This window comes from Cobetia sp. 4B (assembly GCF_018831605.1).
In the GTDB taxonomy this organism is placed as follows: Bacteria; Pseudomonadota; Gammaproteobacteria; order Pseudomonadales; family Halomonadaceae; genus Cobetia; species Cobetia amphilecti.
Genome location: NZ_CP059843.1, coordinates 1060898 through 1087623 on the forward strand (window position 1 = coordinate 1060898; position 26726 = coordinate 1087623).

22 protein-coding genes are annotated in these 26726 nt (G+C 64.7%); 16 read left to right on the top strand and 6 right to left on the bottom strand.

What is annotated here, in order from left to right; genetic code table 11:
• The first annotated feature begins 98 nt into the window (after positions 1 to 98).
• A complete protein-coding gene (locus tag H2O77_RS04515) occupies positions 99 to 1040 on the top strand; it encodes a sulfurtransferase (protein ID WP_240548713.1) in 942 nt (313 codons plus the stop codon).
• Positions 1041 to 1148: 108 nt separating this feature from the next.
• Here the strand turns inward: H2O77_RS04515 and H2O77_RS04520 are convergent, their stop codons facing one another.
• Positions 1149 to 2384, bottom strand: a complete 1236-nt coding sequence (locus H2O77_RS04520) for a dicarboxylate/amino acid:cation symporter (protein ID WP_215823998.1) — start codon at positions 2382 to 2384, stop codon at positions 1149 to 1151.
• 227 nt (positions 2385 to 2611) lie between these two features.
• Positions 2612 to 4255 (bottom strand): electron transfer flavoprotein-ubiquinone oxidoreductase, encoded by a 1644-nt coding sequence (locus tag H2O77_RS04525; RefSeq protein WP_153635265.1) that lies wholly within the window; start codon positions 4253 to 4255, stop codon positions 2612 to 2614.
• 593 nt (positions 4256 to 4848) lie between these two features.
• On the opposite strand from H2O77_RS04525, the gene H2O77_RS04530 reads away from it, so the two are divergent.
• From H2O77_RS04530 to H2O77_RS04565, 8 genes are all read left to right on the top strand, one after another.
• On the top strand, positions 4849 to 5601 hold the full coding sequence (locus H2O77_RS04530) for an electron transfer flavoprotein subunit beta/FixA family protein (protein WP_215823999.1): 753 nt from the start codon (positions 4849 to 4851) through the stop codon (positions 5599 to 5601).
• Entirely contained in the window at positions 5598 to 6524 is a 927-nt protein-coding gene (locus H2O77_RS04535) for an FAD-binding protein (RefSeq protein WP_215824000.1), read from the top strand. Before H2O77_RS04530 ends, H2O77_RS04535 begins: the two co-directional genes overlap by 4 nt.
• A gap of 321 nt (positions 6525 to 6845) precedes the next feature.
• A complete protein-coding gene (locus tag H2O77_RS04540; protein WP_240548714.1) occupies positions 6846 to 7757 on the top strand; it encodes a DUF3450 domain-containing protein in 912 nt (303 codons plus the stop codon).
• Entirely contained in the window at positions 7757 to 9208 is a 1452-nt protein-coding gene (locus tag H2O77_RS04545; protein ID WP_153635267.1) for a MotA/TolQ/ExbB proton channel family protein, read from the top strand. Before H2O77_RS04540 ends, H2O77_RS04545 begins: the two co-directional genes overlap by 1 nt.
• Positions 9201 to 9824 carry a MotA/TolQ/ExbB proton channel family protein gene (locus H2O77_RS04550; RefSeq protein ID WP_082388107.1) on the top strand — a complete coding sequence of 208 codons (624 nt, stop codon included), beginning with the start codon at positions 9201 to 9203 and terminating at the stop codon, positions 9822 to 9824. The genes H2O77_RS04545 and H2O77_RS04550 overlap by 8 nt, the downstream gene beginning before the upstream one ends.
• Positions 9817 to 10215, top strand: a complete 399-nt coding sequence (locus tag H2O77_RS04555) for a biopolymer transporter ExbD (protein ID WP_043331884.1) — start codon at positions 9817 to 9819, stop codon at positions 10213 to 10215. The genes H2O77_RS04550 and H2O77_RS04555 overlap by 8 nt, the downstream gene beginning before the upstream one ends.
• A gap of 1 nt (position 10216) precedes the next feature.
• Entirely contained in the window at positions 10217 to 11011 is a 795-nt protein-coding gene (locus H2O77_RS04560) for an energy transducer TonB (protein WP_215824001.1), read from the top strand.
• Positions 11012 to 11144: 133 nt separating this feature from the next.
• Positions 11145 to 12440, top strand: coding sequence for a hypothetical protein (locus H2O77_RS04565; RefSeq protein WP_213113330.1), 1296 nt, complete (start codon positions 11145 to 11147; stop codon positions 12438 to 12440).
• 137 nt (positions 12441 to 12577) lie between these two features.
• Here the strand turns inward: H2O77_RS04565 and xthA are convergent, their stop codons facing one another.
• Positions 12578 to 13390, bottom strand: coding sequence for an exodeoxyribonuclease III (xthA, locus tag H2O77_RS04570; RefSeq protein ID WP_054554994.1), 813 nt, complete (start codon positions 13388 to 13390; stop codon positions 12578 to 12580).
• Positions 13390 to 13656, bottom strand: a complete 267-nt coding sequence (locus H2O77_RS04575; RefSeq protein ID WP_043331879.1) for a hypothetical protein — start codon at positions 13654 to 13656, stop codon at positions 13390 to 13392. Before H2O77_RS04575 ends, xthA begins: the two co-directional genes overlap by 1 nt.
• Before the next feature lie 1014 nt (positions 13657 to 14670).
• Between H2O77_RS04575 and H2O77_RS04580 the strand changes: the two genes are divergently transcribed.
• Both H2O77_RS04580 and dinG read left to right on the top strand, forming a co-directional pair.
• A complete protein-coding gene (locus H2O77_RS04580; protein WP_131431459.1) occupies positions 14671 to 15975 on the top strand; it encodes a DEAD/DEAH box helicase in 1305 nt (434 codons plus the stop codon).
• Between the two features lie 216 nt (positions 15976 to 16191).
• Complete coding sequence (gene dinG / locus H2O77_RS04585) at positions 16192 to 18330, top strand: ATP-dependent DNA helicase DinG (protein ID WP_107335318.1); 2139 nt, start codon at positions 16192 to 16194, stop codon at positions 18328 to 18330.
• A 154-nt stretch (positions 18331 to 18484) separates the two neighbouring features.
• Here the strand turns inward: dinG and H2O77_RS04590 are convergent, their stop codons facing one another.
• Complete coding sequence (locus H2O77_RS04590) at positions 18485 to 19573, bottom strand: 3-deoxy-7-phosphoheptulonate synthase (RefSeq protein ID WP_215824002.1); 1089 nt, start codon at positions 19571 to 19573, stop codon at positions 18485 to 18487.
• 533 nt (positions 19574 to 20106) lie between these two features.
• Between H2O77_RS04590 and rpoE the strand changes: the two genes are divergently transcribed.
• A complete protein-coding gene (gene rpoE / locus H2O77_RS04595) occupies positions 20107 to 20709 on the top strand; it encodes an RNA polymerase sigma factor RpoE (RefSeq protein ID WP_043331873.1) in 603 nt (200 codons plus the stop codon).
• Positions 20710 to 21076: 367 nt separating this feature from the next.
• Positions 21077 to 21814, top strand: a complete 738-nt coding sequence (locus tag H2O77_RS04600) for a sigma-E factor negative regulatory protein (protein ID WP_215824003.1) — start codon at positions 21077 to 21079, stop codon at positions 21812 to 21814.
• A gap of 186 nt (positions 21815 to 22000) precedes the next feature.
• On the opposite strand, the gene H2O77_RS04605 is transcribed toward H2O77_RS04600, so the two are convergent.
• A complete protein-coding gene (locus tag H2O77_RS04605) occupies positions 22001 to 22246 on the bottom strand; it encodes a VF530 family protein (RefSeq protein ID WP_043331871.1) in 246 nt (81 codons plus the stop codon).
• A 127-nt stretch (positions 22247 to 22373) separates the two neighbouring features.
• Between H2O77_RS04605 and H2O77_RS04610 the strand changes: the two genes are divergently transcribed.
• From H2O77_RS04610 to lepA, 3 genes are all read left to right on the top strand, one after another.
• Positions 22374 to 22844, top strand: a complete 471-nt coding sequence (locus tag H2O77_RS04610; RefSeq protein ID WP_215824004.1) for a SoxR reducing system RseC family protein — start codon at positions 22374 to 22376, stop codon at positions 22842 to 22844.
• Between the two features lie 301 nt (positions 22845 to 23145).
• Entirely contained in the window at positions 23146 to 24561 is a 1416-nt protein-coding gene (locus tag H2O77_RS04615; RefSeq protein ID WP_107335313.1) for a DegQ family serine endoprotease, read from the top strand.
• Positions 24562 to 24882: 321 nt separating this feature from the next.
• Positions 24883 to 26703 carry a translation elongation factor 4 gene (lepA, locus tag H2O77_RS04620; protein WP_043331869.1) on the top strand — a complete coding sequence of 607 codons (1821 nt, stop codon included), beginning with the start codon at positions 24883 to 24885 and terminating at the stop codon, positions 26701 to 26703.
• The last annotated feature ends 23 nt before the right edge of the window (positions 26704 to 26726 follow it).

Sequence of the window (26726 nt, forward strand, 5' to 3'; positions counted from 1 at the left end):
ACTTGAGACTCGGGCGACAAGGCAGCGCGATTGCCAAGCCTTGCGCCGAGCACCATCATGCCTCCAATGCATCTTCGTCTGCCCGAAAAGGAGTTCCCATGGCTCAGTATCCCGATCCTGCCGCATTGGCGGCAGCCTCCGTCTCCGCCTCATCGCTGCTGGTGCCGGACCAGCGCCAGGCGCCTCTGATCGATGCCAGTCAGCTGGTGACCCAGCTGGCGATGGCGGGCCTCAAGTCGCCCGTGGTGCTGGATTGCCGTGCGCGTCTTGATGATGGGGAAGCCGGCGAGCGTCTGTGGCGTGAAGGCCATCTGCCGGGTGCCATCCATGTCGATATGGACCGTGATCTCTCGGCCGCCGTGCGCGAGGACGGCGTGGGCGGGCGGCATCCGCTGCCGTCACATCAGGCGACGGCCGAGCTGTTCCGCCGCCTCGGCATCACGCCCGAGCAGCAGGTGGTGGTCTATGACGACATGGGCGGACAGATGGCGGCGGCTCGGCTATGGTGGATGCTGACCTGGGCCGGGCACCTGGATGTGCGGGTGCTGGATGGCGGCATCCAGGCCTGGAACCAGGCCATGGGCGAGCTCAAGCGTGCGCCTGCCCAACCGGTGAGCCCCACACCCAGCGACTGGCAGCCGAGCTTTGATGACAGCCTGCTGGTCAGCGCCCAGGAGGTGGCCGCCACGGATGACAGCTTGCTGGATGCCCGCGGCGAGGCGCGTTTTCGCGGTGAGCAGGAGCCGGTCGATCCGGTGGCAGGCCATATCCCCGGCGCATTCTGCCGGCCGACCCCCAGCAATCTGGAAGCCAATGGACGCTTCAAGGACCGCATGAGTCTGATGCGTGAGCTGCGCAGCCTGCTGCCGGCGCAGTGTGAGGTGATCGCCTATTGCGGTTCCGGCATCAGTGCCTGCCAGAACATCCTGGCCTTCGCGATCGCGGGGCTGCCGCTGCCGCGCCTGTATGCCGGCTCCTGGAGCGACTGGATCAGTGATCCCGCGCGCCCGGTCGCCACCGGAGAGGCCAGCGAGAAGTAGCCGCACGCGCCAGTGCGATGACGGCTGTTCAGATATGACAACGCCCGCCAGAGGTTTCTCTGACGGGCGTTGTCGTTTGTGGAGCGCTTTTTCTGACTCTTTGCGTGCTTACGCTTGTGTCTCATGGTCAGCGGCGGGCTTGCGGGAATCGAAGCGTTCCAGCAGGGCGGCGTTGGCGCAGTTGCCCATCACGTTGAGGGTGGTGCGCAGGCCATCGGTGAAGCGGTCCACCCCGGCGACCACGGCCACGCCTTCCAGCGGCAGCCCTGCCGCGCCCAGCACGGTGGTCATCGCGACCAGCCCCGCACCCGGTACGCCAGCCGTCGAGAAGCTGACCAGCAGGCCGGTGGTGAACACGGTGATCACCAGCGAGGTGGTGACATCGATGCCGAACAGCTGCGCCACGAACAGCGCATTGAAGCCCTGCAGCACGGCGGCGCCGTCACGCTTGAGTGCCGTGCCGAAGGGCAGCGCGAAGCTGGCCAGGGATTCATTCATGCCGTAGTCGCGGGCATTGCCCAGCGCCAGCGGCAGGGTCGCACCGGAGCTTGCGGTACCGAAGGCGAAGCCCAGGCTCTGGCCGAAGTGGCGCACGAAGGCCAGCGGGCGGGCACCGGTGACGGCCAGCAGCACCAGATAGAGCAGTGCCATCAGCGCCAGCGCGATGATCAGGCCGATCACGTACATGCCCAGGCGCATCAGCAGGTCCAGCCCCTGGGTGGCGATCACCGAGGTGATCAGTGCGAAGACCCCCACCGGCGCCAGCTTGAGCACGAAGGACAGCACCTTGAGGCTGACGGTGTAACCGCTCTCGATCACGCGATGCAGCGGCGCGCTTTCCTGCGGCAGGGCGCGCATCGCCAGCCCGATCAGGGCGGCCGCGAAGATGACCTGCAGCAGGCCGCCGCCACCCAGCGCGGTGAAGGGATTGTTGGGCACCAGGCCCACCAGCCACTGGGCGATGCTGTCGGCGTTGCGGCCTTCAGGCGCTGAATCCACCAGGCTCTCGGCGCCGCTGCCCGGCGTCAGCCAATGCGCGACCAGCATGCCCAGTGTCAGTGCCACGGCGCTGGTGACCACGTAACTGCCCAGCAGGCGGCCGGCATGGCGACCGACGTCGGCGCCGCCTTCGCGGTTGGTCAGGCTCATGATCAGGGCGCCGAACACCATCGGCACCACCACGAATTGCAGCAGGCGCAGGAAGATCTGGCCCACCGGTGTCAGCAGATGGCTGTCGAGCCAGGCGACGCTGCCCTCGGGCAGAGCGCCTGCCCCGGCGTTCAGGGCAAGGCCGCTGAGAATGCCCAGCCCCAGGGCGTGCAGTATCTGGCGTGTGACGGACATGGTGGCTCCGAAGCGATGGCGTGAGTCTGAATTCGAGGGAGGCTAATGTGCTACCGAGAAGCTGTTATATCAACAATCGCTTTGAGATTGTTTTGGAATAAAACAAGAAGCACTTACGGGGCGCAAGGCTTCCGCGCCTGCGGCGCTGAGGAATGAGGAGGGCCAGACACGACAACGCCGCCACGGCAGGGCCGTGGCGGCGTTGTCAGCTGGCGGGCAGCAGGGGCTTACATGTTGGGGTAGTTGGGGCCACCGCCGCCTTCCGGCGCGACCCAGGTGATGTTCTGCGCCGGGTCCTTGATGTCACAGGTCTTGCAGTGCACGCAGTTCTGGAAGTTGATCTGGAACTGCGGCTCACCGGCTTCCTCGACGATCTCGTAGACACCGGCCGGGCAGTAGCGCTGGGCGGGCTCGGCGTAGCGCGGCAGGTTGTCACGCACCGGAAGCTCCGGGTCGGACAGGCGCAGGTGGCACGGCTGGTCTTCCTCGTGATTGGTGTTGGAGAGGAACACCGAGGACAGCTTGTCGAAGGACAGCTTGCCGTCCGGCTTGGGGTACTCGATCTTCGTGCACTCAGCCGCCGGGCGCATGCGCGCGTAGTCCGGTGTGGTGTCATGCAGGGTCGGCAGGCGGCCGCCCGTCAGCTGGTCGAGGAAGTTGTAGGCGCCACCCAGGAAGGTGCCGTACTTGTGCATGGCCGGGCCGAAGCTGCGCGAGGCGTCCAGCTCCTCATAGGCCCAGCTGTCCTTGAAGCGCTTGCCGAAGTCGACCAGGTCTTCACCGCCTTCGTCGCCGCCCTTGATGGCGTCGAACACGCTTTCCGCCGCCAGCATGCCGGACTTCATCGCGGTGTGCAGACCCTTGATCTTGGCGAAGTTGAGGGTGCCGGCGTCACAGCCGATCAGCAGGCCGCCCGGGAAGCTCATCTTGGGCAGGCAGTTGAGGCCGCCCTTGGCGATGGCGCGCGCCCCGTAGGAGACTCGCTTGCCGCCCTCGAGATGGCGGGCCAGGGTCGGGTGCTGCTTCATGCGCTGGAATTCATCGAAGGGCGACAGGTACGGATTGTCGTAGGCGAGATCGACGATCAGGCCCACCACCACCTGCTGGTCATCGGTGTGATAGAGGAAGAAGCCGCCTTCGGCGTTGCCCTTGAGCGGCCAGCCGCTGCCGTGCACCACCAGTCCCGGCTGGTGCTGTTCGGCGGGCACATCCCACAGCTCCTTCAAGCCGATGCCGTAGTGCTGGGCATCCGCTTCGCTGTCGAGCGAGAAACGTGAGATCAGCTGCTTGCCCAGGTGGCCACGGCAGCCCTCGGCGAACAGGGTGTACTTGCCGCGCAGTTCCATGCCCGGCATGTGGCCATCCTTCTCGCTGCCATCGGCGGCCACGCCCATGTCGCCGACCACGATGCCGCGCACCGTGCCATCCTCGCCATGCAGCACTTCCTGGGCGGCGAAGCCCGGGAAGATCTCGACGCCCAGCTCCTCGGCCTGCTCGCCCAGCCAGCGTGTCAGGTTGCCGGCGCTGATGATGTAGTTGCCGTCGTTGTGCATGGTCCTGGGGACCAGTGCATTGGGGATGACCTGCGCTTTCTGGTCATCCTTGAGCAGCACGACCTCGTCACGGGTGACGGCCGTCTTGAGCGGTGCGCCGCGCTCGGCCCAGTCGGGGAACAGCTCGGTCAGTGCACGCGGTTCGAGCACGGCGCCGGACAGGATGTGCGCGCCGACTTCAGAACCTTTCTCGACCACGCAGACCGTCAGCTCCTTCTCGGCCGCATTGGCCTGCTGCATCAGTCGGCAGGCCGCCGCCAGGCCGGAAGGGCCGGCACCGACGATGACCACGTCGAAATCCATGAATTCGCGTTCCATGACCCGTCTCCTCAATCTTTGCGCCGTCAGGGCCCCGCGGATCCGGCGGGGCGGGCGTGTCACGAACGACCATGGCCGTTCGCTGGGCAGTGAACCTCCGACGTGGCGTGCGTCAGGGCACGACTCGTCGGAGTGAAAATAGGGGTGCGACTCACGCTGGTACGCCATGTCCTGCACGGACGATCGGCCGCTCGACACAAGGCGCTGGCGCGAAGCAGCCGCATAGCATGCCGCAACAGTAGCATTTAAAACGACCGTTTGTTTATTATGCTTGGGTCTGACGTAATAGCCACCGGGGGCGTTGCAGGAAATCGCCCGATGGGTTTCACGCTCGGGCGTGTTGAGAGTGATTGTCAGGTTTGACCCCGGCAACCAATTCTGCGCAAGATGCCCGCATGAGAATGGCGGCGCCCGGAGAGTGAAAACCACGCCGGTCTGGCTGACTTCATCCGTCGGGTGCCAGCGGATATCGTGGCGAGACACTTGTCATCACGGTCATCTGTGGAAGATATTCACCTATCAAACGCTTGCATGAATCGAGCGCTGGCGGCCTCACGGTCACTGGTACTCCATGAGAAATCAGCGAGGACACCATGAAAGTACTCGTCGCGGTGAAACGCGTCATCGATTACAACGTCAAGATTCGCGTCAAGTCGGACCAGTCTGACGTCGATCTGACCAACGTCAAGATGGCCATGAACCCCTTCTGCGAGATCGCCGTGGAAGAAGCGGTGCGCCTGAAGGAAAAAGGCGTGGCGACCGAAGTCGTGGCCGTCACCATCGGCCCGAAGGCCGCCCAGGAACAGCTGCGTACCGCGCTGGCGCTGGGTGCCGATCGCGCCGTGCAGGTGATGACCGATGACGCCGTCGACTCGCTGGCCGTGGCCAAGCTGCTGGCCAAGGTGGTCGAGGAAGAACAGCCCGGGCTGGTGATTCTCGGCAAGCAGTCCATCGATGCCGACAACAACCAGACCGGTCAGATGCTGGCGGCACTCACTGGCATGGGGCAGGGTACCTTCGCCTCCGAAGTGGTGGTCGATGGCGAGAGCGTCAACGTCACCCGCGAGATCGATGGCGGCCTGCAGACCGTCAAGCTGAACCTGCCGGCGGTGGTCACCACTGACCTGCGCCTCAACGAGCCGCGCTACGCCAAGCTGCCGGACATCATGAAGGCCAAGAAGAAGCCGCTGGACGTCAAGACGCCGGAAGAGCTGGGTGTCTCCACGGCCTCCAAGGTGTCGCTGGTCAAGGTCACGCCGCCGGCCGAGCGTCAGGGCGGCATCAAGGTCGGCTCCGTCGATGAGCTGGTGGACAAACTCAAGAACGAAGCAAAGGTGATCTCATGAGCATTCTCGTCATTGCCGATCATCATGATGGCCAGCTGACCAGCAGCACCGCGAGTGTCGTGGCAGCCGCAACCGCCATCGGTGGCGATATCGACGTGCTGGTCGCCGGTGAGGGCGTAGGTGCCGTCGCCGAGCAGGCCGCCAAGCTTGCCGGCATCGCGCGTGTGCGTGTCGCCGACAATGCCGTCTACGCCCATCAGCTGGCCGAGAACCTGTCGGCACTGGTCGTGGCGCTGGCCGATGACTACAGCCACGTGCTGTCCAGCGCCTCCACCACCGCCAAGAACTTCATGCCGCGTGTCGCGGCACTGAAGGACGTGGCACAGATCTCCGAGATCATCGCCGTCGATAGTGCCGATACCTTCCAGCGCCCGATCTACGCCGGCAACGCCATCGCCACCGTCAAGAGTGACGATGTGCTCAAGGTCATCACCGTGCGTGCCACCGGCTTCGATCCGGTCGCGCTCGACGGACAGGCGGCCATCGAGGCCGTGGACGTGGTCGAGGATGCAGGCGTCTCGAGCTTCGTCGAGGAAACCCTGGCCGAAAGCGAGCGCCCCGAGCTTGGCTCCGCCAAGGTGGTGATCTCCGGTGGCCGCGGCATGGGCAACGGTGAGAACTTCGCACTGCTCAACGGTATCGCCGACAAGCTGGGCGCCGCCATCGGTGCCTCTCGCGCAGCGGTCGACGCCGGCTTCGTGCCCAATGACATGCAGGTCGGCCAGACCGGCAAGATCGTCGCGCCGGACCTCTACATCGCTGTCGGCATCTCCGGGGCGATCCAGCACCTGGCGGGCATGAAGGACTCCAAGGTCATCGTCGCGATCAACAAGGACGACGAAGCGCCGATCTTCCAGGTCGCGGATTACGGCCTGGTCGGCGATCTGTTCGAGGTACTGCCGGAGCTGGAAGGCAAGCTCTGAGCAACGCCCCGCAAGGCTGAGGCCGAGACACCGCAAGGTGCCCTGGCCAATCAACGCGACCCGCTTCGGCGGGTCGCGTTTTTTTGTGTCTGCGGGCAAGGGTTGGGGCGAGGGCAGGGGAGAGAGCGTCAGGAGAAAAGTGCAACGCTGCATTGCAGGTTTCAGGGCCTGCTGATGGGGCAGAGCGAGGCAAGATCAATTGATAATTGTTCTTGTTTGTAATACCGTCCATGCCAGTGATTTGCATTTCCACTCGGAAGCCACTAGCGGCCTGGCAGGCGACCGAGGATGCAACCAAGCCTAGTTCTTCAGGAGATGTCCGTGCGGCGTTCGACTTCTTTCCCCTTCCCGTGCGTGCGAGCCCTTGGCGGCCTGCTCCCGGCGCTGGTGCTGCTTGCACCGCTGACAGCCACCGCATTGCCGGCGCATGCCGAGACACTGCGTGACAGTGCCGCCACTCATCAGGAAACCCAGCGTGAGCTGCAGGCGCGCATCGACGCCGCCGATGACGAGACGCGTGCGCTGCTGGTGCGCCTGCGTGAAGCGCGTCAGGAAGCTGCGCGTCTGGAAAGCTATACCGCGGAACTGACGCCACTGAATGCTGACCGCGCGGCGCGTATCGAGCGCCAGCGCACGGCGCTGGAGAATCTCGAGGCCACGCGCGAGTCGCTGCCGGGCCTGCTGCGTCAGCAGGTCGAGGAGCTGGCGGAGTTCATTGAGCAGGACCTGCCGTTTCTCAAGGACGAGCGCCTCGCGCGCGTCCAGCGTCTGCGTGACAACCTCTCCAATGCCAGCCTGAGCAATGACGAGCGCCTCGATCAGCTGCTCAACGCCTGGCAGCAGGAGCTGAGCTACGGTCAGGGCTTCGATACCTGGCGCGCAGGACTTGTCGGTGGGGAAGACACCGAGGTGCAGTATCTGCGTGTCGGCCGCGTGGGCCTCTATTACCTGACGCTGGATGGTCAGCATGGTGGCGCCTGGCAGGCCAGAAATGGCAGCTGGCAGGTGTTGGATGACAGCGGCCTGGAGGCGCTGCGCAAGGGTATCAGCATGGCGCGTGACCAGCAGGCACCGTCACTGGTGACCCTGCCGCTGTCGGTGCCGGTCGAGGATGTCGAGCTGGCTCCGAAGGGGCGCCTGTCGCAGTCCGCGCTCGAGAGCGCCGATCAGGCTGCCGCAGCAGTCACCAGCACACGTACCACCTCTACCCGTACCGCGCAGGAGTCCAGCTGATGGCGACGAATTCACAAGCGCCACGTGCGTCTCTGTCACGCCTGTTGCTGACGGCCGGCACCCTGGGGCTGCTGACGTTGTCGTCTCCCGCCGTGCTGGCGGCGACCGGCAGTGCCGAGCAGTCATTGAGCGTCGAGCAGTTCGAACAGGCCGCCAGTCAGGCCGAAGGCCGCGACCAGGCGCGTCTCGACACCCTGTTGTCGGATCGCGAGGCACTGCAAGCGGCGGTCAGCGAGGCCGAGGCGCGGCGTGACAGCCTGCGCGAGACGCGCGCGACCCTCGAGGCCGAGGCGCAGGAACAACAGGCGACCCTCAGCGGTCTGGACGAAGAGCGTCAGGCCCAGCAGGGCGATCTCGGTCAGGTGTTCGAGGTGGCGCGCAAGCATGCCCGCGAGACGCGTGAAGCACTGGCGGGCAACTGGCTGCTGGTCGGCGGCCAGGCACGTCTGCCGGACCTGGGGCCGCGCGATGAGGTGCCGGGCCGCGAGCGTCTCGCCGCCCTGACCGCGGACATCCGCAGCATCGCCACCGAAAGCGGTCGCGCACTGCGCTTCCAGGCACCGCTGGCCGGGCCGGATGGCAGCATCAAGCCGCGTGAGATCGTGCGCGTCGGCGAGCAGATGGCCTTCAGTGGTCGCCACCTGCTGGCGCCGCTGTCGGAAGACAAGGCCGTGGATGGTCCCTCGGCGCTGGACACCCTCGGCCTTGCGGGCACCACGCCGCTGCGCATTCGCAAGCAGCTGGCGGCCTTCGATGCCGGCGACAGTGATCGTCTGAGCTTCGATCCCACCGGTGGCGATGTCACCCAGGCACTGGCGCGGGCGCCGCGTCTCGGTGAGCGCCTCAAGCAGGGCGGTGCCGTCGGTTATGTCATCGTCGGCCTGGGCGTGCTGGGCCTGATCATCGCGCTGATCCAGCTGGTGCGTCTGTCGCTGACCCGCCGGGCAGTCAAACGTCAGGAAGCCGACCTGAGCCAGCTCAGTGACGACAACCCGCTGGGCCGTGTGCTGCATCGCTTTGAAGGCATGCGCCACGATCACGAGCCGGAAGCGCTCGAAGCCCGTCTCGACGAGGCGTTGCTGGCCGAGCAGCCCAGGCTCGAGCGTGGCCAGGCGCTGGTCAAGCTGCTGGCTGCCATCGCGCCGCTGCTGGGTCTGCTGGGCACCGTGACCGGCATGATCGGCACCTTCCAGTCGATCACCGTCTTCGGTACCGGCGACCCCAAATTGATGGCCGGCGGTATCTCCCAGGCGCTGGTGACCACCGTGCTGGGTCTGGTGACCGCCGTGCCGCTGCTGTTCGCCCAGACCGGGCTTTCCAGCCTGTCCAAGGGCCTGATGGGCCGTCTCGAGGGCCGCGCCAGTGCACGTCTGGCCGACCACCTCGAGAAGCGCGCCCCGAGCAAGGCTGCCAGCGCGGCGGCGCGTCAGCGGGATACCGAGCATGCCTGATTCGTTGGCCGCCTCTTCCTTGCTGAGCGGTGGCTTCGCGCCAGTGATGCGGCTGGTGGAAAGTGGTGGCCCGCTGATCGTGGTGATCTGCCTGATCGCCATGGTGCTGTTCGGGCTGGCGCTGGAACGCGGCCTCTACTGGCGGCTCGTGCATCGTCCGGCGCGTCAGCAGTTGATCCACGACTGGGTGGCGCGTAGCGAGCACCACAGCTGGTCGGCGCTCACCCATCGCGAAGTGCTGACCCGTGAGCTGCTGTCACGCCTGCGTGCGCCGCTGCCGTGGCTCAAGCTGCTGGTACTGATCTGTCCGCTGGCAGGCCTGTTGGGCACCGTGACCGGCATGATCCATGTCTTCGATTCGTTGGCGATCGCCGGCACCGGCCAGGCGCGTGCCATGGCCGATGGTGTGGCACGTGCCACGCTGCCGACGCTGGCCGGCATGGCGGTCGCGGTGGTGGGCCTGATGTTCGTCACGCGCTTCGAGCGCGTGGTGCGTCGTGAAGACCAGCGCCTGCACGACCGTCTGGCGCGCGCCGTCGATGATGCACGTTCCGGCATGTCCGCTGCGAACGGCTTTGATTCCTCCTCTGATACAAGCGAGACACCACATGCGTAGACGTCGCATGGAGGCCGCGGAAGACAGCGGCGAGATCAATCTGACGCCGATGCTGGATGTCGTCTTCATCATGCTGATCTTCTTCATCGTCACCACCAGCTTCGTCAAGGAGTCCGGGGTCGAGATCCAGCGTCCGGAAGCCTCCAACGCCACGGCGCGCCCTGACGCGGCGGTCATGGTCGCCATCACCGCCGAGGGCGCGGTGTGGGTCGACGGCAAGCCGGTGGATGCCCATCGCGTCGGCGACGCCGTGGCCGATCTTGCCGATGGTCAGCCGGTAGTGATCCAGGCCGACAGCCGCTCACAGACCGGTCTGCTGGTCGAGACGATGGATGCGCTGCGCAACGCGGGTGTGCAGGACATCGCGGTCGCCGCCTCGAAGGGCGAATGACATGACGCGACGCCTGTATGCCAATCGACTCGTCGGGCTTGTCGGTGGTGCCTTGCTGGCGCTGGTGCTGTTCTATGCGCTGGCCTTGCTGGTCGCGCCGCCGGTGAACGACACGCCGCCACCGGAGCCGCTGTCGGTCTCCACCGTTCAGGCGCCTAAAGAGGCACCGGAGCCCGCACCGGCGGCGAGTGAAAGTCTGCCCACGCCGCCGGCCGAGCCACCGCCGCCACCCAAGGCAGCCCCGATGCCGGCGCCCAAGGCGACAAGCCCGGTGGCGATTCCCGAGGTCAAGACACCATTGCCGCCGACGCCAGAGCTGACCATGGATGACAGCCTGCCGCCGCTGGAAGTCGAGCGTCCGCCCAAACCGACCCCCAAGCCGAAACCGACGCCCAAGCCTGCACCCAAGGCCAAGCCGGAACCCAAGGCGGTCGCCAGGCAGGCCGAGGCCGCTTCATCGGCGCAGTCGGCGTCTGATGCGTCATCACAGACCGCGGCGAAGCCGTCCAAGCCCAAGGCGGCCCCGGCGGCGCAGGGTGGTTCACCGCGGCCCACCGTGCGCACCGCTCCCGAATATCCGAGTCGTGCGCGTCGCCGCGGCATCGAGGGCTTCGTCGAGGTGGCCTTCGTGATTCGTCCGGATGGCAATGTCGATGGCGGCTCGCTGCGGGTGGTGCGTGCCGAGCCGTCGGGCGTGTTTGACCGGGCGGCGATGAAGGCGATCGCGCGCTGGGAATTCCCGGCCGCGGGCAATGCGCGCCAGGCGCGCCAGCGGCTCGAGTTCCAGTTGCGTTGAGGCAACCCATGACCCCATGGCGCGGGCTTTCATCGGGTGTCTGATGTGTGTCATATGTCGTCATCTCTGATGCCGTGGACTTGTCGGCAATGCGCCGGGTCATGGCAGCGGATGAACGCAAGAGGAAAGACTCATGGTAGCGAAATCCACACCGCCACAGGACGCCGACAGCGCTGAGCGATCGCGTGGCCTGATGGCGCGGGCGCGCCAGCTGCTGACACGCGGCGGGCGCCGACTCACCCGCGTGACGCTGGTCTCGACCTGCCTGATGCTGATGATGGAAGTCGGTGGCATCAGCGCGGCCCATGCGGCGACGCGTGTCTCCGCCGAAGTGGCGGGGCAGTTGCGCACGCTGCAGTCACGGCTGGATGAAGGCGATTATGACGCGGTCGGTGAGCGCGCCGAGCGTGAGGCCAAGCGCCAGCGCGGCGAGGTACGTGCACTGTATCTGTCATTGGCGGCCAGTGCGCGAGCGCGCCAGGGCGATCAGGCCCAGGCGGCGCGTCTGTATGCCGAGGCGCGTCGCCTGCCGGGCGTCAATGCCTCCCAGGCTCGCGAGTGGCTGCGTCGTGAAGCGATGCTGCGCCTGCGCGCCGGTGAGCGCGACAGCGGTATCGCTCGTCTGGCGGAATATCTGCACGGCGGCTCGGCGAGTGCCGATGACCTGTGGCTGGCGGTCAGTCTGGAAGCCAATCGAGGTGACTGGGCGCGCGCCGAGGACTGGCTGGAGCGTGCCAGCAAGGCGAGTGCGCCGAGCGGCGATCGCCTGAAGCTGGCCGTCAGTGTCTATCAGCAGACCGGCCGCCATGGCGCGGCGGTGGCGCTGGTCGAGCAGGGACTGGGCGAGTCACGTGACCCGCAGGACTGGCAGCGTGCCGTGGCGCTCTATCAGCGCCTCAATCAGAACACCCGCGCCGCCAGCACCTGGGAAGCGGCGTGGGCGGCGGGGATCGTCAGCGGCAGTGACGCCTACCAGCAGCGAGTCGACCTGCAGCTGGCGGCCGGTGCGCCAGCGCGGGCGGCGGAACTGATCGAGGCGGGGCTTTCGAAATCCGCGACACCCGAGGGGCAGCCGCTGCTTGAAGACACCCCGGCGCTGCGTCGCCAGCTGGCGCAGGCCTGGACGGCGGCACGCGATGTCGAGCATGCGCTCAAGGCGTGGGCAGCCGTCTCGCAGCAGAGCCAGTCACTCGAGGATGCTCGGCAGTATGCCGAGCTTGCCTATGATTGGGGCCGCTGGGAAACGGCGCAGCAGGCGCTGGCCGCGGCCGGTGAGCGTGGCGATGACTCGGCGCGTCATTGGCTGCTCTCCGGCGTGGTCGCCAGTCAGCTGGAGCAGTTCGACCCTGCGCGTGAAGCTTTCAAGAAGGCTCAGGCGCGGGGCGCCGAAGGGGCCGATGCCTGGTTGAAATCCGTCGCGCAGCGCTGATGACGTGAGACGCTTACGATCTAGCGCTGTCTGAGCGTCACTGCAACGCAAACGCCGCCTTTCCTGATCGTCCTGAGACGGGGAAGGCGGCGTTTGCGTGTCTGGCGATCGTGTTCGCGCTGGCGTTGCTCAGCGTATCAGCCGATATCGGTCCACACCGGGGCGTGATCCGACGGCTTTTCCATGCCGCGCAGCGCGTAGTCGACACCGGAATCCTTGATCAGCGGAGTCAGGCCGGGGCTGGTCATGATCAGGTCGATGCGCAGACCGCGCCTGGGCTCACGCTCGAAGCCGCGTGAGCGGTAGTCGAACCAGCTGAACTGGTCATCGACTTCCGGGTGCACGTGGCGGAAGCTGTCGGTCAGGCCCCAGGCGTAGAGGCGCTCCATCCACTCGCGCTCGATGGGCTGGAAGCTGGTCTTGCCTTCGCGCAGCCAGCGCTTGCGGTTGGGCTCGCCGATGCCGATGTCGCGGTCGGTGGCCGAGATGTTGTAGTCGCCCATCACCACTACATGCTGCTCGGGCTGGTGGTCTTCTTCCAGCAGGCGGAACAGCTGCTGATAAAAGCGTGTCTTGTAGGGGAACTTCACCGGGTGCTCGATATTCTCGCCCTGGGGGAAGTAGCCGTTGTAGACGATCAGCGGCTCGCCGTTCGGGCCATCGATCTCGACGCCGATCATGCGCTTCTGGGCATCCTCGTCGTCATCCGGCATGCCGTAGTGCACCTTCTTCGGCACCTGGCGGGTCAGCATCGCGACGCCGTAGTGGCCCTTCTGGCCGTGCCACACCACGTGATAGCCCAGCGCCTCGATGTGCGCGTGGGGGAATTCACTGTCCTGCACCTTGGTTTCCTGCAGGCCAATGACTTCCGGCTGATGCGTCTCGATCAGCGCTTCCAGCTGATGCGGACGCGCACGGATGCCGTTGATGTTGAAGGAAATCAGACGCATCACGCTTCGCCTCCACCATCATCCTTGGAGGAGCTGTCTTCCTTGGCCGGCGCATCAGGGTGTAGCGGCAACAGCGGCGCCGCGTTCATGCGCTCCAGCTTGGCGGCAGCCTGGGACTTGCGCTGGTCCTTCTTCTTGGCCACGTAACGCGGGCCGGAATGCACCTGGTCCGGGTTCTCGGCGCGCCACTTCTTGAAGTCCTTGCGGCGGCCGGTACGAATCTGCACCTTGTCGGCGATGGAGCGGCTCTTCTTTCTACGTGTCATCTTCGGGCTTTCCTGTTCGGTGTCGGCAGTCGCCAGCCTTGAGTCGCACGGCAAGGCCGCGGCACGCGGGCAACCGCATCAGTTGTCGGGCATTCTACCAGCCTGCATGGGGCGGGTGCCATGAGGGGCGTCGTGGTGAGAAGCATCGCGTGTCGTGCACGCGAGGATGTCTCGCGCCGAGTGCGTCATGATGCAGGGGCGCGAAGACGCCGGCGGGCTGGTACAATATGTCGGCGTTATCGTCGCTGCCCGCAGGTGAGGTGCGTGACTGGCCGCTTGAATCGGCGCCTTGTGTCTCATGCACGATGGCGGGTCGCCTGCCCCTCGGGGCGCGCTTCCCCTCACGCATGTCAGAGACAACGGCTTGCCGGACGCGCCAGTCTTGCTGCCATTGCCCGTGCCAGCGACATGCAATATGCAATATGCAATATGTGAGTGTTACCTGAATGACCCTGGCAGGTACGCCGCCCCGGCCCACACAGACAGATAGACAGACGGGCGGCGGCGAACTGTCCCGTGGCGTGGCCAAGGTTGTCCGGCAGCCTGATGCCCGCCCGATGAAGAAGCCCTTTCGACCGACACGCAGTATCGGCCGTCCTTGTGGCGACCCATGAGCCTGTCCGTTGCGTGAGCCCGGCGATGACATGACCGGTGCCACGTGAGCAGACCCTCATGGCAGACGTCCGCTCCAGTCCCTTGCCGAACATTCGGGCAGGGGAGCGCTGGATGCGTGAATCCGTCAAGAACAGGTGAGAGCATTCGTGCCCTTCTGCACCCGAGGCCTGCGTGGCCTCGGAGACGCACACCCAGGGGGTGTTACCGCAGAAGTGCAGGGGATGGCTCCCAATCCGGTAAAGGCGCATGCAGCCCGAGACTACCGCGCATCAGGCGCGAGTCAGGCGAACCAGGTGAGACGACTGGGCATGACGAACCAACCGGGTGTGGCCTGTCACGGCGAGATTCCGAGAACGACCCGCGCCTGTCGCATATGAACCCTTGAAAAGAACGGATTACATGAGCGAGACGGATCAGACCCAGCCAGCCGCTGAACAGACTCAGCAAGAGCCGCAGGACCCGAACCAGAAGCCGAGAAAGCCCAAGCGTCGTCGTCGCAAGCCGCGTCGCTCCCAGTCCAAGTGGAACCTCGATCAGTTCCCGGTCGCGCCGGTCGCCGGCCAGTGGCGCTTCCATGATTTCGATCTGCCGCTGCCGCTGATGCGAGCCATCCAGAAGGCCGGCTTTGAATACTGCACCCCGATCCAGGCCCAGACCTTCGAGAAGGCACTGCTGGGTGGTGACGTGGTCGGCCGTGCCCAGACCGGCAGCGGCAAGACCGCCGCCTTCCTGATCGCCACCCTGGCCTACTTCCTGGAAGAGAAGGCGCCGGAAGGCCAGAAGCCGGGCGCGCCGCGTGCCGTCATCATCGCGCCGACCCGTGAGCTTGCGCTGCAGATCGAGAAGGACGCCAAGGCGTTCTCCGAATTCGCGCGCATCTCGGTGGCCTGCGTGGTGGGTGGCATGGACTACCAGAAGCAGCGTGAACGCCTCGAGCGCAAGGTCGACCTGCTGGTCGCAACGCCAGGCCGTCTGCTTGATTTCCACACCAAGCGCGATGTCGATCTCTCCGAGACCGAGGTGCTGGTGGTCGACGAAGCGGACCGCATGCTGTCGATGGGCTTCATCCCCGACGTCAAGCGCATCATCCGCGCCACACCGCGTCCCGAAGAGCGCCAGACGCTGCTGTTCTCCGCCGAGCTGTCTTCCGACGTGCTGGGGCTGGCCGAGCAGTGGACGCATGAGGCGACTCAGGTCGCGGTCGAGCACGAAGCGACGGCTGCCATCGCTGCGGACAACGACGCCGTGCAGACCTACACCGTGAGCGATGATGACAAGCTGCGTCTGTTGATCAATCTGGTGAAGCAGGGCGAGATGGAGCGCTCCGTGGTCTTCGGCAACAGCCGTGGGTTGGTGCGCAAGATCAACGCCGCGCTCAAGGAAGCCGGCATCGAGTCGGCGGTGATGTCCGGCGCCGAGACCCAGACCGAGCGCCTGGAAGCCCATGAGGCCTTCCGCAACGGCAAGCTCAAGGTGCTGGTGGTCAGCGATGTCGCCGGGCGTGGCTTCGCACTCGAAGACGCGACCCATGCGATCAACTTCACGCTGCCAGAAGTGCCGGAAGACTACGTCCACCGTGCAAGCTTCAGCGATGTGACCTTGATCAGCTTCGTCGGTGAGGAAGATGTCTTCTCGCTGCCGGAAATCGAAGACTACCTGCAGGAAACGCTGCCGCGTCAGCAGCCGCCCCAGGGCCTGCTGTAACGTCTGCTTGCCTCTGGCCGGACGCGTAGAGTGTCCGGCCGAGCAGGGCAGTCGAGGTAGATGGCAGTAGCACGCAAAGACGGCGGACAGCTCAGGCTGTTCGCCGTCTTGCGCTCCATGACCCGCACGTTTGACGACAAGCAGCCAGTTGCCAGTTGTTGTCGACCGGATGTCGTGGGTCAGGGGTGGATGGCCAGTTGAGGAGAGAGACACGCAATGCTGGAAGATAGCCTCAAGGGCGAGATTCAGGGCGCCTATCGCAAGTTGCTCGAGGGTCTTGAGCTGACGCCGCGCTATGGGCAGCGGCTGATGATCGCCGAGATCGCGCGCACCCTGGGCAACATCGAGCAGAATCCGGAAGGCTATCGCCTCGGCAACGAGCATGTCTGCGTGCTGGAGGCCGGTACCGGTACCGGCAAGACGCTGGCCTATCTGCTCTCCGCGCTGCCGGTGGCCAAGGCGCGCGGCAAGCGGCTGGTGGTCTCGACCGCGACCATCGCGCTGCAGGAGCAGGTCATGCATCAGGACCTGCCGGCGCTCAAGAAGCATTCGGGGCTGACCTTCGACTACGCCCTGGCCAAGGGCCGTCGCCGTTACCTGTGCGTGCAGAAGCTGGATCAGGCGCTGGAAGGTGTCGAGGACAACCCGACCATGGCGCTGTTCGAGCGCGACATGATCGCCAGCGACGGCGGCAGCTTCGTGGAGCTGGCCGGCAAGATGGCCGAGGACTATGCCAGCGGCGAGTGGGCAGGGGACCGCGACAGCTGGCCTCTGCAGGTCGAGGACCGCGACTGGGCGCGTCTGACCACGGACCACCGTCAGTGCACCAATCGCCGCTGCAGCCACTTCTCGGCGTGTGCCTTCTTCCGTGCCCGTCGTCAGCTGGAGCAGGCCGATATCATCGTCGCCAACCATGACCTGGTGCTGGCGGACCTCTCGCTGGGCGGCGGGCTGGTGTTGCCATCGCCCAGTGACTGCATCTACGTCTTCGACGAGGCGCACCATCTGCCTGACAAGGCGCTGGATCACTTCCACCACCGCACGCCGATCAATCAGACGCTGCGCTGGCTGGGCAATCTCAAGAAGTCGCTCACCGAGCTGAATGCGGCGCTGGGCAGTCAGCCGACCATCGGCCGCCTGCTGGCGCGCATGCCCGAGTTGCTGGCGGATATCGAGCCGCGTCTGGGCGAGGTGTTCGGGCTGGGGCATCAGCTGGCGGATCTGCCCAATGGGGCCGGCGAGGACGTCACCAATCATCGCTTCGAGCGCGGTCAGGCACCGGAGGCGCTCAAGGATCTTGGCCACAACCTGCTCAAGGGCTTCGCGGAGCTGTCGCGGGCGCTGGAGCAGATCGCCGACATCCTGCGTGAGAGCCTGGACCCGGAGAAGGCCACCGGCCTGCCCAAGGAGAATGCCGAGGACTGGCTGCCGCTGGTGGCCCTGCTGCACGGGCGTGCGCTGGAAGCCCATGCGCTGTGGGAGGCCATCGGCCTGAGCGACCCTGCCGATGGGCCGCCGCATGCGCGCTGGCTGACCTTCGAGCGCTTCAATGGCGAGCCGGAGATGACCGTCTCGGCAAGTCCGGTGTCGGCCGCGGAAACGCTGGCACGCCATCTGTGGGGCGCCTGTTTCGGTGCGGTGCTGACGTCGGCGACCCTGACGGCGCTCAATCGCTTCGAACGCCTGCAGGAGCGCGCGGGCCTGGCCAATCGCTATCGCTATCAGCGTCTGCCCAGCCCGTTCGATTATGGCAAGGCGGTGCTGGCCATCCCGCGCGAGGCGGTGGAGCCGTCGCCACCCGGCCCGCATGAGCAGGCGATCGTCGACTTCGTCAATGCGCTGGATGTGCGTGAGGCGGTGCTGGTGCTGTTCAGCTCGCGCAAGCAGCTGGCGGCGGTCAACAAGGCGCTGGACAGCGAGACCCGCAAGCGGGTGCTGGCGCAGAGTCGTCTGCCCAAGCATGAGCTGCTCAGTCAGCACCGCAAGGCGGTGGATGGCGGACGCGGCAGCATCATCTTCGGGCTGGCGAGCTTCGCAGAGGGCATCGACTTGCCCGGCAAGTATCTGACCCACGTTGTGATCACGCGGCTGCCGTTCGCGGTGCCGGATGACCCCGTCGGTGCGACGCTGGCGGAGTGGATCGAGTCGCGGGGCGGCAATCCGTTCATGCGTATCGCGGTGCCGGATGTCTCGATCAAGCTGGTGCAGGCCTGCGGGCGCCTGATCCGCAAGGAAGCCGATGAAGGGCGTATCACGATCCTGGATCGACGCATCCTGACCAAGCGTTATGGTCAGCAGTTGATCGAGGCACTGCCGCCCTTCGTGCGCGAGATCGATGGTGTGCGCCAGAACTGATGGGGCAGAAGTGACGGGTCAGAACTGATGGGGCAGGGCTGAACGGTCAGAGCTGGCCCGTCAGCTGTCGACCCAGCGGCCACAAAAAAAGCCCCGCCAATCGGCGGGGCTTTTTCATTCATCCAATGCTTCCGGGTTGATGAAGCTTCCGGCCTCAGGCTTCGGCAGGCTGCTCGAGGCGGGCGCGCAGCGCATCCTTGAGCTTGGCATCCATGGTCTTGAAGGTGTCTTCGGTGGTGGCCCAGTCGATGCAGGCATCGGTGATGGAGACGCCGTATTCCATCTTGCTGCGGTCGGCATTGATCTTCTGGGCGCCCCAGTTGATGTGCGACTCGACCATCAGGCCCATGATGGAGCGATTGCCCTCGAGAATCTGCTGGGTGACGTTCTCCAGCACCAGCGGCTGCAGGTCCGGGTCCTTGTTGGAGTTGGCGTGGGAGCAGTCGACCATCAGGTTGGCGGTGACGCCGGCCTTGGCCAGTTCCTGCTCGGCCAGCGCGACACTGACGCTGTCGTAGTTCGGCTTGCCGTTGCCGCCACGCAGCACGACGTGGCCGTAGGCGTTGCCACGCGTGCGGATGATCGCGACCTGGCCGGCCTGGTTGATGCCCAGGAAGTTGTGGCCGTGGGACACGGACTGCAGGGCATTGACGGCAACATCCAGCGAGCCGTCGGTGCCGTTCTTGAAGCCGACCGGGCACGACAGGCCAGAAGCCATCTCGCGGTGGGTCTGGGATTCGGTGGTGCGGGCGCCGATGGCAGACCAGCTGATGCAGTCCTGCAGGTACTGCGGGGAGATCGGGTCGAGGGCTTCGGTGGCCAGCGGCAGGCCCATCTCGGCCAGTTCGACCAGCAGGCCGCGCGCGATGTGCAGGCCTTCCTCGATCTCGAAGGTGTCATTGAGGTGCGGGTCGTTGATCAGGCCTTTCCAGCCGACGGTGGTACGCGGCTTCTCGAAGTAGACGCGCATCACGATGTAGAGGCTGTCCTTCACTTCCTCGGCCAGCACCTTCAGGCGGCGCGCGTAATCGCGGGCGGCGTCCAGGTCATGGATGGAGCAGGGGCCGACCACGACCAGCAGGCGCGGGTCTTCACCGTCCAGAATGCGCTGGATGGTGCGACGGCCTTCGATGACGGTCTCTTCGGCCTTGGCGGTCAGCGGGATGTCCTGCTTGAGCGCTTCGGGGGTGATCAGCACGTCCTGTGACAGGACGTTGAGGTTGTTGACGTGTTGTTCTGACATGACAGTGTCCTGAGCGGTGTGCGGTCTGCATGGCTGCTAGCAGAGTCAGACGGGCGTCTTCGCGCCCGCCATCCGTGTTGTGCGTACTGAATGATGTCCATGGTATCTGCTGCATGCCGGCTTGTCAGCGTCCTTGGGTCAAATTTAATCAACTGTCAAGCTGACTGGCGCTGACTTGGGGCTCGTGCGCATCAAGATGAGCGTAAATCGTAAAGAAATCGTTACGCTTTGACGTGTCAGCGTCGCCAAACGCTGTCATGGCGGGAGTGAACACGCAAAACCTGAGGCTTTGACGGCATGGCGTCTTGCCGTACAAATGATAAACAGGAACACTGTGCGTTGATTTTGGTCGCGTCAGCGGGCCGTCGGGCGCTTTTTCGCCCCGCGCCAGGCATCGCATCCATCACAACGAATATCAAAGGGGCCGGATAACGCATGCGCGAGTCGCAATTCCTGTCAGGTGCTGATGCCCCGGGGATTCCTGATGTGGAGTCCGCAAGCGGTGCCTCCACTCCCGCGGAGGGAGCGAGTGAATGAGTGTCAATGAAACGGACCAGCAGTTGGTCGAGCGCGCCCAGAAAGGGGATAACCGCGCCTTCGATCTGCTGGTCAGGAAATATCAGCACAAGATTCTCGGCCTGATCAGCCGTTACGTACACGATCATTCAGAAGTGCAGGATGTCGCCCAGGAAGCCTTCATCAAGGCCTATCGTGCGTTGCCCAACTTCCGGGCCGAGAGCGCCTTCTATACCTGGATGTACCGGATCGCCATCAATACGGCCAAGAATCATCTGGTCTCGCGGGGCCGTCGTCCGCCGGGTACCGACATGGATATCGGCGATGCCGAGGTGGTCGATCAGTCCGGTCGCCTGTCGGACATCGAGACGCCGGAAGCTGCCATGGCGCGCGATGAGCTGGAGAAGGTCGTCTTCGAGGCCATCGAGAAGCTGCCTGAAGATCTGCGCACCGCCATCACGCTGCGCGAGTTCGATGGCCTGTCCTATGAGGATATCGCCGAGGTGATGCAGTGCCCGGTGGGCACGGTGCGTTCGCGTATCTTCCGCGCACGTGAAGCGGTCGACAAGGCGATCCAGGGGCTGGTCAGTCCCGCCGCGGCGGTGTCTGCCGTCGAGTGACGTCGCTGTTCTGCGTCGCCCCTGTGAGAGAAGAGCCACAAAAATTTTGTTGGTTAAATTCAATCAACTCAGTGGCTTGGCGAAATCTTGCAGCTAAAGTGAATGTTTTCTGAACGAATGGCGGAACAATCCGTGCGGCGCGTGTTCTTACTGTTCAGTAGTCATGTAGCTCAGCGACTGCGTGCATGAGCGCTGGAAAGTTGAGTGGTGAGGGGCAGGGCACGAAAGCCCCTCTTCCACGGCGCAGTAACGCTGTTTGCCGTTGGCCCGCTCGGGTCATCAGCCGCCATGGTGAATGACGCCATTTGTTGCCAGGAGTGCAGATTGAAGTCGTCGTTCAATCTGACGAGTGTGAGGGTATTTACGCATGAATCTGAAGACCACCGAATCCGTGAAGGAGTCGCTGTCCGCGCTGATGGATGCGGAGGGTGACGAGCTGGATCTGCGTCGTGTCCTCAAGGGGCTCGATGAGTCTCCTGAGGCTGCAGACACCTGGCGCCGCTATCACCTGGCGCGCAGTGCCATGCATCGTGAGCGTGAAAGCACCTTCACTCTGGATATCGCGTCGGCGGTCAGCGCCGAGGTCGAGCTGATCTCCCGCGAGGCTCCCGCGAGCGCACCGCCCGTGGCCGAGCGCCGCAGTCTGTTCTCCTTTGCCGGCTCCGCGGCCATCGCGGCAGGCGTCGCGGTGATGGTGATCACCGGCGTGCAGGTCTTCAATGGCGGTGACAATGGGGTGCCCGGCGGCGTGAACAGCGGCGCAGAGCTTGCCAGCGGTTCTTCCGTCAACCAGGGTGGTTCAGCCATCCAGGGCGGCACCGTGCGTCAGGTCAGCCAGCCGTCGGTGGACGCCGAGGCGTCTCAGTGGGTACAGCCCGGTGCCAACAGCGGCTTGATGCAGGTCGGCGTGACGCCCTCCAGCTCACGTCCGATGTTCATGGCGCCGCAAAGTGGCAGCTACGATTCCGGCATGTCGTCCAGCAATGTCGCCGCGGCGGATCTCGCCCAGCGTCGTCTGCTCGAGGCCTACCTGAGCCAGCATTCCTCGCGCGGCCCGGTGCCGGAGCGCAGTGAGTGGATCAGCCTGCAGGATGTTGCCCAGTAACATCTTCTGGATGACTGGCTTGCGCTGGCGTCATTGCCAAGGCAGATGAAAGCAGCATGGATGGACAAGAAAAGAGGGGCAGCCATTGGCTGCCCCTCTTTTCTTGTCTGTATATCCTGGTTGCGCCCACATGACCTGGTCGCGTCCGGCCAGCGCCGTCACTTGCCGGTGTGACCACGCTCGGCCTCAGTCATGCAGATAGCGATCCGCTGTCTGGATGTAGAGTGCCTCGACCTTGGCGCGTGCCCAGGGCGTGCGGCGCAGGAACTTGAGGCTCGAGTTGATGCTCGGGTCGCTGAGGAAGCAGTTGATGGGAATCAGCTCGCCCAGGGTCTCGAAGCCGTAGTGGTCCACCAGCCAGGTCAGCAGTGCCTTGAGGGTGACGCCGTGCAGCGGGTCCAGGCGGGAAGTGGATGGGGGTGCGTCGCTCATGCGGGCTCCTGTTGATGGTATCGTGGGCGCTTGTCGGGCCTGGGGCGCGTGAAGTGCCGCCGTGAATGACGCTATTCTACGCGTATGTGTCGCCAGTGCGCGGCGAGTTTTTGCAGGAGTCAGCAAGATGATGCAGGAAGAGGGGCAGGTCACGGGGCATGGCAAGGAAGGCGTCTGGGTCGAGACCCAGCGTCGCTCCACCTGTGGTGCCTGCAATGCGCGCAGTAGCTGTGGCAGCGGCCTGTTGAGCCAGTTTTCGCGTCGCAAGCCGCATCGCGTGCTGATCCATGTGCCGGCAGGCGAAGACTTGCCGATGGTGGGCGAGCGGGTGGTGATCGGCATCGATGAGTCGGCGTTTCTGCGCAGTGCGGGCCTGCTGTATGGCCTGCCGCTGGTCAGCGGCATGCTGGGGGGGATCGTGGCCGAGCAGCTGGCGGGCGCTGGCACCCTGGTGGTGCCGTTGGGCTTCGCGCTCTCGTTGGCGGCGGGTCTGATGGCCGTGCGCTGGCATGCCGCGCGCCCTGAGCGGCAGGCACTCTATCGGCCGCGCTTGATGCGTCGTCTCGGCATGGACGCGATGGCGATCAAGGCGCTGTAGGCGTCGTGCTCAAGTGATGACGTGCTCAAGTGATAGCGGTAGTCGACTCTCTCGGCAGATCGGGGGAGTGACTTGCGTAGTCGGCAGGTGGCGTCGTCAGTCTGCATCGGGCTGGCATCGGCACCTGTCGGATGTTGGCGACGCATGGTTGCGTCCAGCGCGGCACCAATCGCTGAACTTCAACGACGCTTCGACGTCAATGAGAAGGACGCCGCCAGCGATGTGACGCTGCCATCGTCAGTAGTTGCGTGATTGCACGCCTGATAACAAGTGATGACAGGACGTACCAGGAGCCGCACTGATGAAATCCCTTTCCCGCCTGATGGTACCTGCCTTGGCCATGGCTGCCCTGATGGGCTCCCAGCTGGTTCAGGCTCGTGAATTGCCCGACTTCACCCAGCTGGTCAAGGACTCGGCGCCCGCGGTGGTCAATATCGCGACCACCACCGAGATCCAGCGCAGCTCGGGGCCGGTGTTCCGAGGGCCCAATGGCGAAGAGATGCCTGAATTCTTCAAGCGCTTCTTCGGTGATCAGCTGCCTGGTCCGGGCCGCGGGGGCGTCGAGAAGCGCTCCAGTCTCGGGTCTGGCTTCATCATCTCCGATGATGGCTACATCATGACCAATGCCCACGTCATCGACGGTGCCGATGAGGTGATGGTGCGCCTCAACGACCGTCGCGAACTCAAGGCGCAGGTGGTCGGTGAGGACAAGAAGACCGATATCGCGCTGCTCAAGGTCAAGGCGGAAGACCTGCCGACCTTGCCGATGGGCGACAGTGATGCGCTGGAAGTCGGCGAATGGGTGGCCGCGATAGGCTCACCGTTCGGCTTCGATCATTCCGTCACCGCCGGTATCGTCAGCGCCATCGATCGCACCCTGCCGTCGGACGCCTATGTGCCGTTCATCCAGACCGATGTGGCGATCAATCCGGGCAACTCCGGTGGGCCGCTGTTCGATCTCGATGGCGATGTGGTGGGCATCAACTCCCAGATCTATACCCGCTCCGGCGGCTTCATGGGCGTGAGCTTCGCGATTCCGATCAATGTGGCGATGGATGTCGCCGACAAGCTCAAGACCGATGGGCGCGTGGATCGCGGCTGGCTGGGCGTCGTCATTCAGCCGGTCTCCAAGGACCTGGCCGAATCCTTCGGACTGGACCGTGCGCGCGGTGCGCTGATCGCCGATCTTGATCCGGACGGCCCTGCCGCCGCCGCTGGCCTCAAGAGTGGCGACATCATCACCGCCGTCGATGGCAAGGCGGTCGAGAGCTCGGCGTACCTGCCGCGCATGGTCGGCGCCAGCTCGCCGGGCGATTCGCTCAAGCTCTCCATCCTGCGCGATGGCAAGAGCCAGACGTTGACTGCCAAGGTTGGCCATTGGCCGGGCAGTGAGCAGGCGCATGCCGGCAAGGCCAGTGACGACAAGCAAGGGCTGGGCGTTGCGGTGGCAGAGCTCGACAAGGCCAGCTTGAACGAGCTCAACCTCGATCACGGGGTGCGCGTGATGGAAGTCGACCCGCAGGGCGTGGCTGCCGAGGCAGGCATCAGCGCCGGCGATGTGCTGGTCGAACTCAACCAGCAGCCGTTGACCAGCGTGCAGGCGCTGCGCGATGTGGTCGCCAAGCTGCCGACCAACCGTCCGGTCTCGCTGCGCCTGGTGCGCAATGGTCGCCCGCTGTACATCGCACTGCGCATGCGTGCCGACAGCGACAAGTGAGCCAGCCAGCGCCTGACGCAAGCGTCAAGAACTTGAGCGACGAGCGCGCAGGCAACAGAAGGTGACCGCCACCGGCACGAAGGCGGTCACTCCGGTAGCAGACGGGGCGCACGGGCGACTGTGCGCCCCGTCTGCTGCCGGGCGGCCCTGCGGTTCACCCGAGATCAGGCGGGTTGTGACAGGGCCGGACGGGCGCAAAAGGCAACGCCTTCTATCATCGCTTGTGGTCGGACTGTACAATGCGTGCAATTCGATTTCCGTCGTCTCCCGTGTTGGCCGTGTGATTTCACGGAGACGGGCACAAATACAGAGCAGTGATCCATGACCGAACGCGTAACGCCGCCGTCCTTGAAGCATATCCGCAACTTCTCAATCATCGCCCACATTGACCACGGCAAGTCCACGCTGGCTGACCGCATCATCCAGCTGTGCGAAGGCTTGAGCGACCGTGAGCTCAAGGAGCAGGTGCTTGACTCGATGGACATCGAGCGTGAGCGCGGCATCACCATCAAGGCGCAGTCGGTGACCCTCGACTACCACGCTGACGATGGCAATACCTATCAGCTGAACTTCATCGATACGCCGGGGCACGTCGACTTCTCCTATGAAGTCTCGCGCTCGCTGTATGCCTGTGAAGGGGCGCTGCTGGTGGTCGATGCCGGCCAGGGTGTCGAAGCCCAGTCGGTGGCCAACTGCTACACCGCCATCGAGCAGGGCCTCGAGGTGCTGCCGGTCCTCAACAAGATGGATCTGCCGCAGGCGGACCCGGAAAAGGTCTCCCAGGAGATCGAGGAGATCATCGGTCTGGACGCGACGGATGCCTGTCAGGTGTCGGCCAAGTCCGGCATGGGCATGGAAGCGCTGCTCGAGCGTCTGGTGCGTGACATTCCGCCGCCCAAGGGCGATCCGGAGGCACCGCTGCAGGCGCTGATCATCGATTCCTGGTTCGACAACTACCTCGGCGTTGTCTCGCTGGTGCGTATCTTCGACGGTACCCTGAAGAAGGGCGAGAAGATCCGCCTGAAGTCCACCGGCCGCGACTGGGAAACCGGCGCGATCGGTATCTTCACGCCCAAGCGCAAGGAAACCGGCGTGCTGCGCGCCGGTGAGGTCGGCTTCATCGTCGCCGGGATCAAGGACATCATGGGCGCGCCGGTGGGTGACACCATCGTGCACACCAAGACCGCCGACAAGGTCGAGCGTCTGCCGGGCTTCCAGAAGGTTAAGCCGCAGGTCTATGCCGGCATGTTCCCGATCAGCTCCGATGACTACGAGGACTTCCGTGACGCGCTGCAGAAGCTGGCGCTCAACGATGCCTCGCTGGACTACGAGCCGGAGAACTCCGACGCGCTGGGCTTCGGTTTCCGTGTCGGCTTCCTCGGCACCCTGCACATGGAGATCATCCAGGAGCGTCTGGAGCGCGAGTACAATCTCGATCTGCTGACCACCGCGCCGACGGTGATCTATGAGGTGCTGATGGACAACGGCGATGTGCTGCCGGTGTCCAACCCGTCCAAGCTTCCGGACATGGCCAACGTCGATGAGCTGCGCGAGCCGATCTGCCGCGCTACCATCCTCGTGCCGCAGGAATATGTCGGCAACGTCATCACCGAGTGCGTCAATCGTCGTGGTGTCCAGCTCGACATGCAGTTCCTGGGTAGCCAGATCCAGCTGATCTATGAACTGCCGATGGCGGAAGTGGTGATGGACTTCTTCGATCGCCTCAAGTCCATTTCCAAGGGCTATGCGTCGCTGGATTACAGCTTCGAGCGCTTCGAGGCGGCCAAGCTGGTGCGTCTGGATGTGCTGATCAACGGCGACCGCGTCGATGCACTGGCGGCGATCATCCACCGTGATCATGCACATGGCCGCGGCCGTCTGCTGGTCGAGAAGATGAAAGAGCTGATTCCGCGTCAGATGTTCGATGTGGCGATCCAGGCCGCCGTCGGTGGCCAGGTCGTGGCACGCTCCACCGTCAAGGCGCTGCGCAAGAACGTGACCGCCAAATGTTACGGCGGCGACGTCAGCCGCAAGAAGAAACTGCTCGAGAAGCAGAAAGCGGGCAAGAAGCGCATGAAGCAGGTCGGCCGGGTGGAAATTCCCCAGGACGCCTTCCTTGCCGTGCTCAAGATGAACGACTGAGGCAGGCCGCCGTCTGGCGGCTT

What these genes read in the sequence shown, in the direction of transcription:
- H2O77_RS04565 (WP_213113330.1), top strand. Translation starts at nt 11,145, where the DNA reads ATGGTAGCGAAATCCACACCGCCACAGGACGCCGACAGCGCTGAGCGA.
- H2O77_RS04605 (WP_043331871.1), bottom strand. Translation starts at nt 22,246, where the DNA reads ATGAGCGACGCACCCCCATCCACTTCCCGCCTGGACCCGCTGCACGGC.
- H2O77_RS04575 (WP_043331879.1), bottom strand. Translation starts at nt 13,656, where the DNA reads ATGACACGTAGAAAGAAGAGCCGCTCCATCGCCGACAAGGTGCAGATT.
- H2O77_RS04520 (WP_215823998.1), bottom strand. Translation starts at nt 2,384, where the DNA reads ATGTCCGTCACACGCCAGATACTGCACGCCCTGGGGCTGGGCATTCTC.
- H2O77_RS04615 (WP_107335313.1), top strand. Translation starts at nt 23,146, where the DNA reads ATGAAATCCCTTTCCCGCCTGATGGTACCTGCCTTGGCCATGGCTGCC.
- dinG (WP_107335318.1), top strand. Translation starts at nt 16,192, where the DNA reads ATGCTGGAAGATAGCCTCAAGGGCGAGATTCAGGGCGCCTATCGCAAG.
- xthA (WP_054554994.1), bottom strand. Translation starts at nt 13,390, where the DNA reads ATGCGTCTGATTTCCTTCAACATCAACGGCATCCGTGCGCGTCCGCAT.
- H2O77_RS04515 (WP_240548713.1), top strand. Translation starts at nt 99, where the DNA reads ATGGCTCAGTATCCCGATCCTGCCGCATTGGCGGCAGCCTCCGTCTCC.
- H2O77_RS04560 (WP_215824001.1), top strand. Translation starts at nt 10,217, where the DNA reads ATGACGCGACGCCTGTATGCCAATCGACTCGTCGGGCTTGTCGGTGGT.
- H2O77_RS04590 (WP_215824002.1), bottom strand. Translation starts at nt 19,573, where the DNA reads ATGTCAGAACAACACGTCAACAACCTCAACGTCCTGTCACAGGACGTG.
- H2O77_RS04525 (WP_153635265.1), bottom strand. Translation starts at nt 4,255, where the DNA reads ATGGAACGCGAATTCATGGATTTCGACGTGGTCATCGTCGGTGCCGGC.
- lepA (WP_043331869.1), top strand. Translation starts at nt 24,883, where the DNA reads ATGACCGAACGCGTAACGCCGCCGTCCTTGAAGCATATCCGCAACTTC.
- H2O77_RS04580 (WP_131431459.1), top strand. Translation starts at nt 14,671, where the DNA reads ATGAGCGAGACGGATCAGACCCAGCCAGCCGCTGAACAGACTCAGCAA.
- H2O77_RS04600 (WP_215824003.1), top strand. Translation starts at nt 21,077, where the DNA reads ATGAATCTGAAGACCACCGAATCCGTGAAGGAGTCGCTGTCCGCGCTG.
- H2O77_RS04545 (WP_153635267.1), top strand. Translation starts at nt 7,757, where the DNA reads ATGGCGACGAATTCACAAGCGCCACGTGCGTCTCTGTCACGCCTGTTG.
- H2O77_RS04530 (WP_215823999.1), top strand. Translation starts at nt 4,849, where the DNA reads ATGAAAGTACTCGTCGCGGTGAAACGCGTCATCGATTACAACGTCAAG.
- H2O77_RS04535 (WP_215824000.1), top strand. Translation starts at nt 5,598, where the DNA reads ATGAGCATTCTCGTCATTGCCGATCATCATGATGGCCAGCTGACCAGC.
- H2O77_RS04610 (WP_215824004.1), top strand. Translation starts at nt 22,374, where the DNA reads ATGATGCAGGAAGAGGGGCAGGTCACGGGGCATGGCAAGGAAGGCGTC.
- H2O77_RS04550 (WP_082388107.1), top strand. Translation starts at nt 9,201, where the DNA reads ATGCCTGATTCGTTGGCCGCCTCTTCCTTGCTGAGCGGTGGCTTCGCG.
- H2O77_RS04555 (WP_043331884.1), top strand. Translation starts at nt 9,817, where the DNA reads ATGCGTAGACGTCGCATGGAGGCCGCGGAAGACAGCGGCGAGATCAAT.
- rpoE (WP_043331873.1), top strand. Translation starts at nt 20,107, where the DNA reads ATGAGTGTCAATGAAACGGACCAGCAGTTGGTCGAGCGCGCCCAGAAA.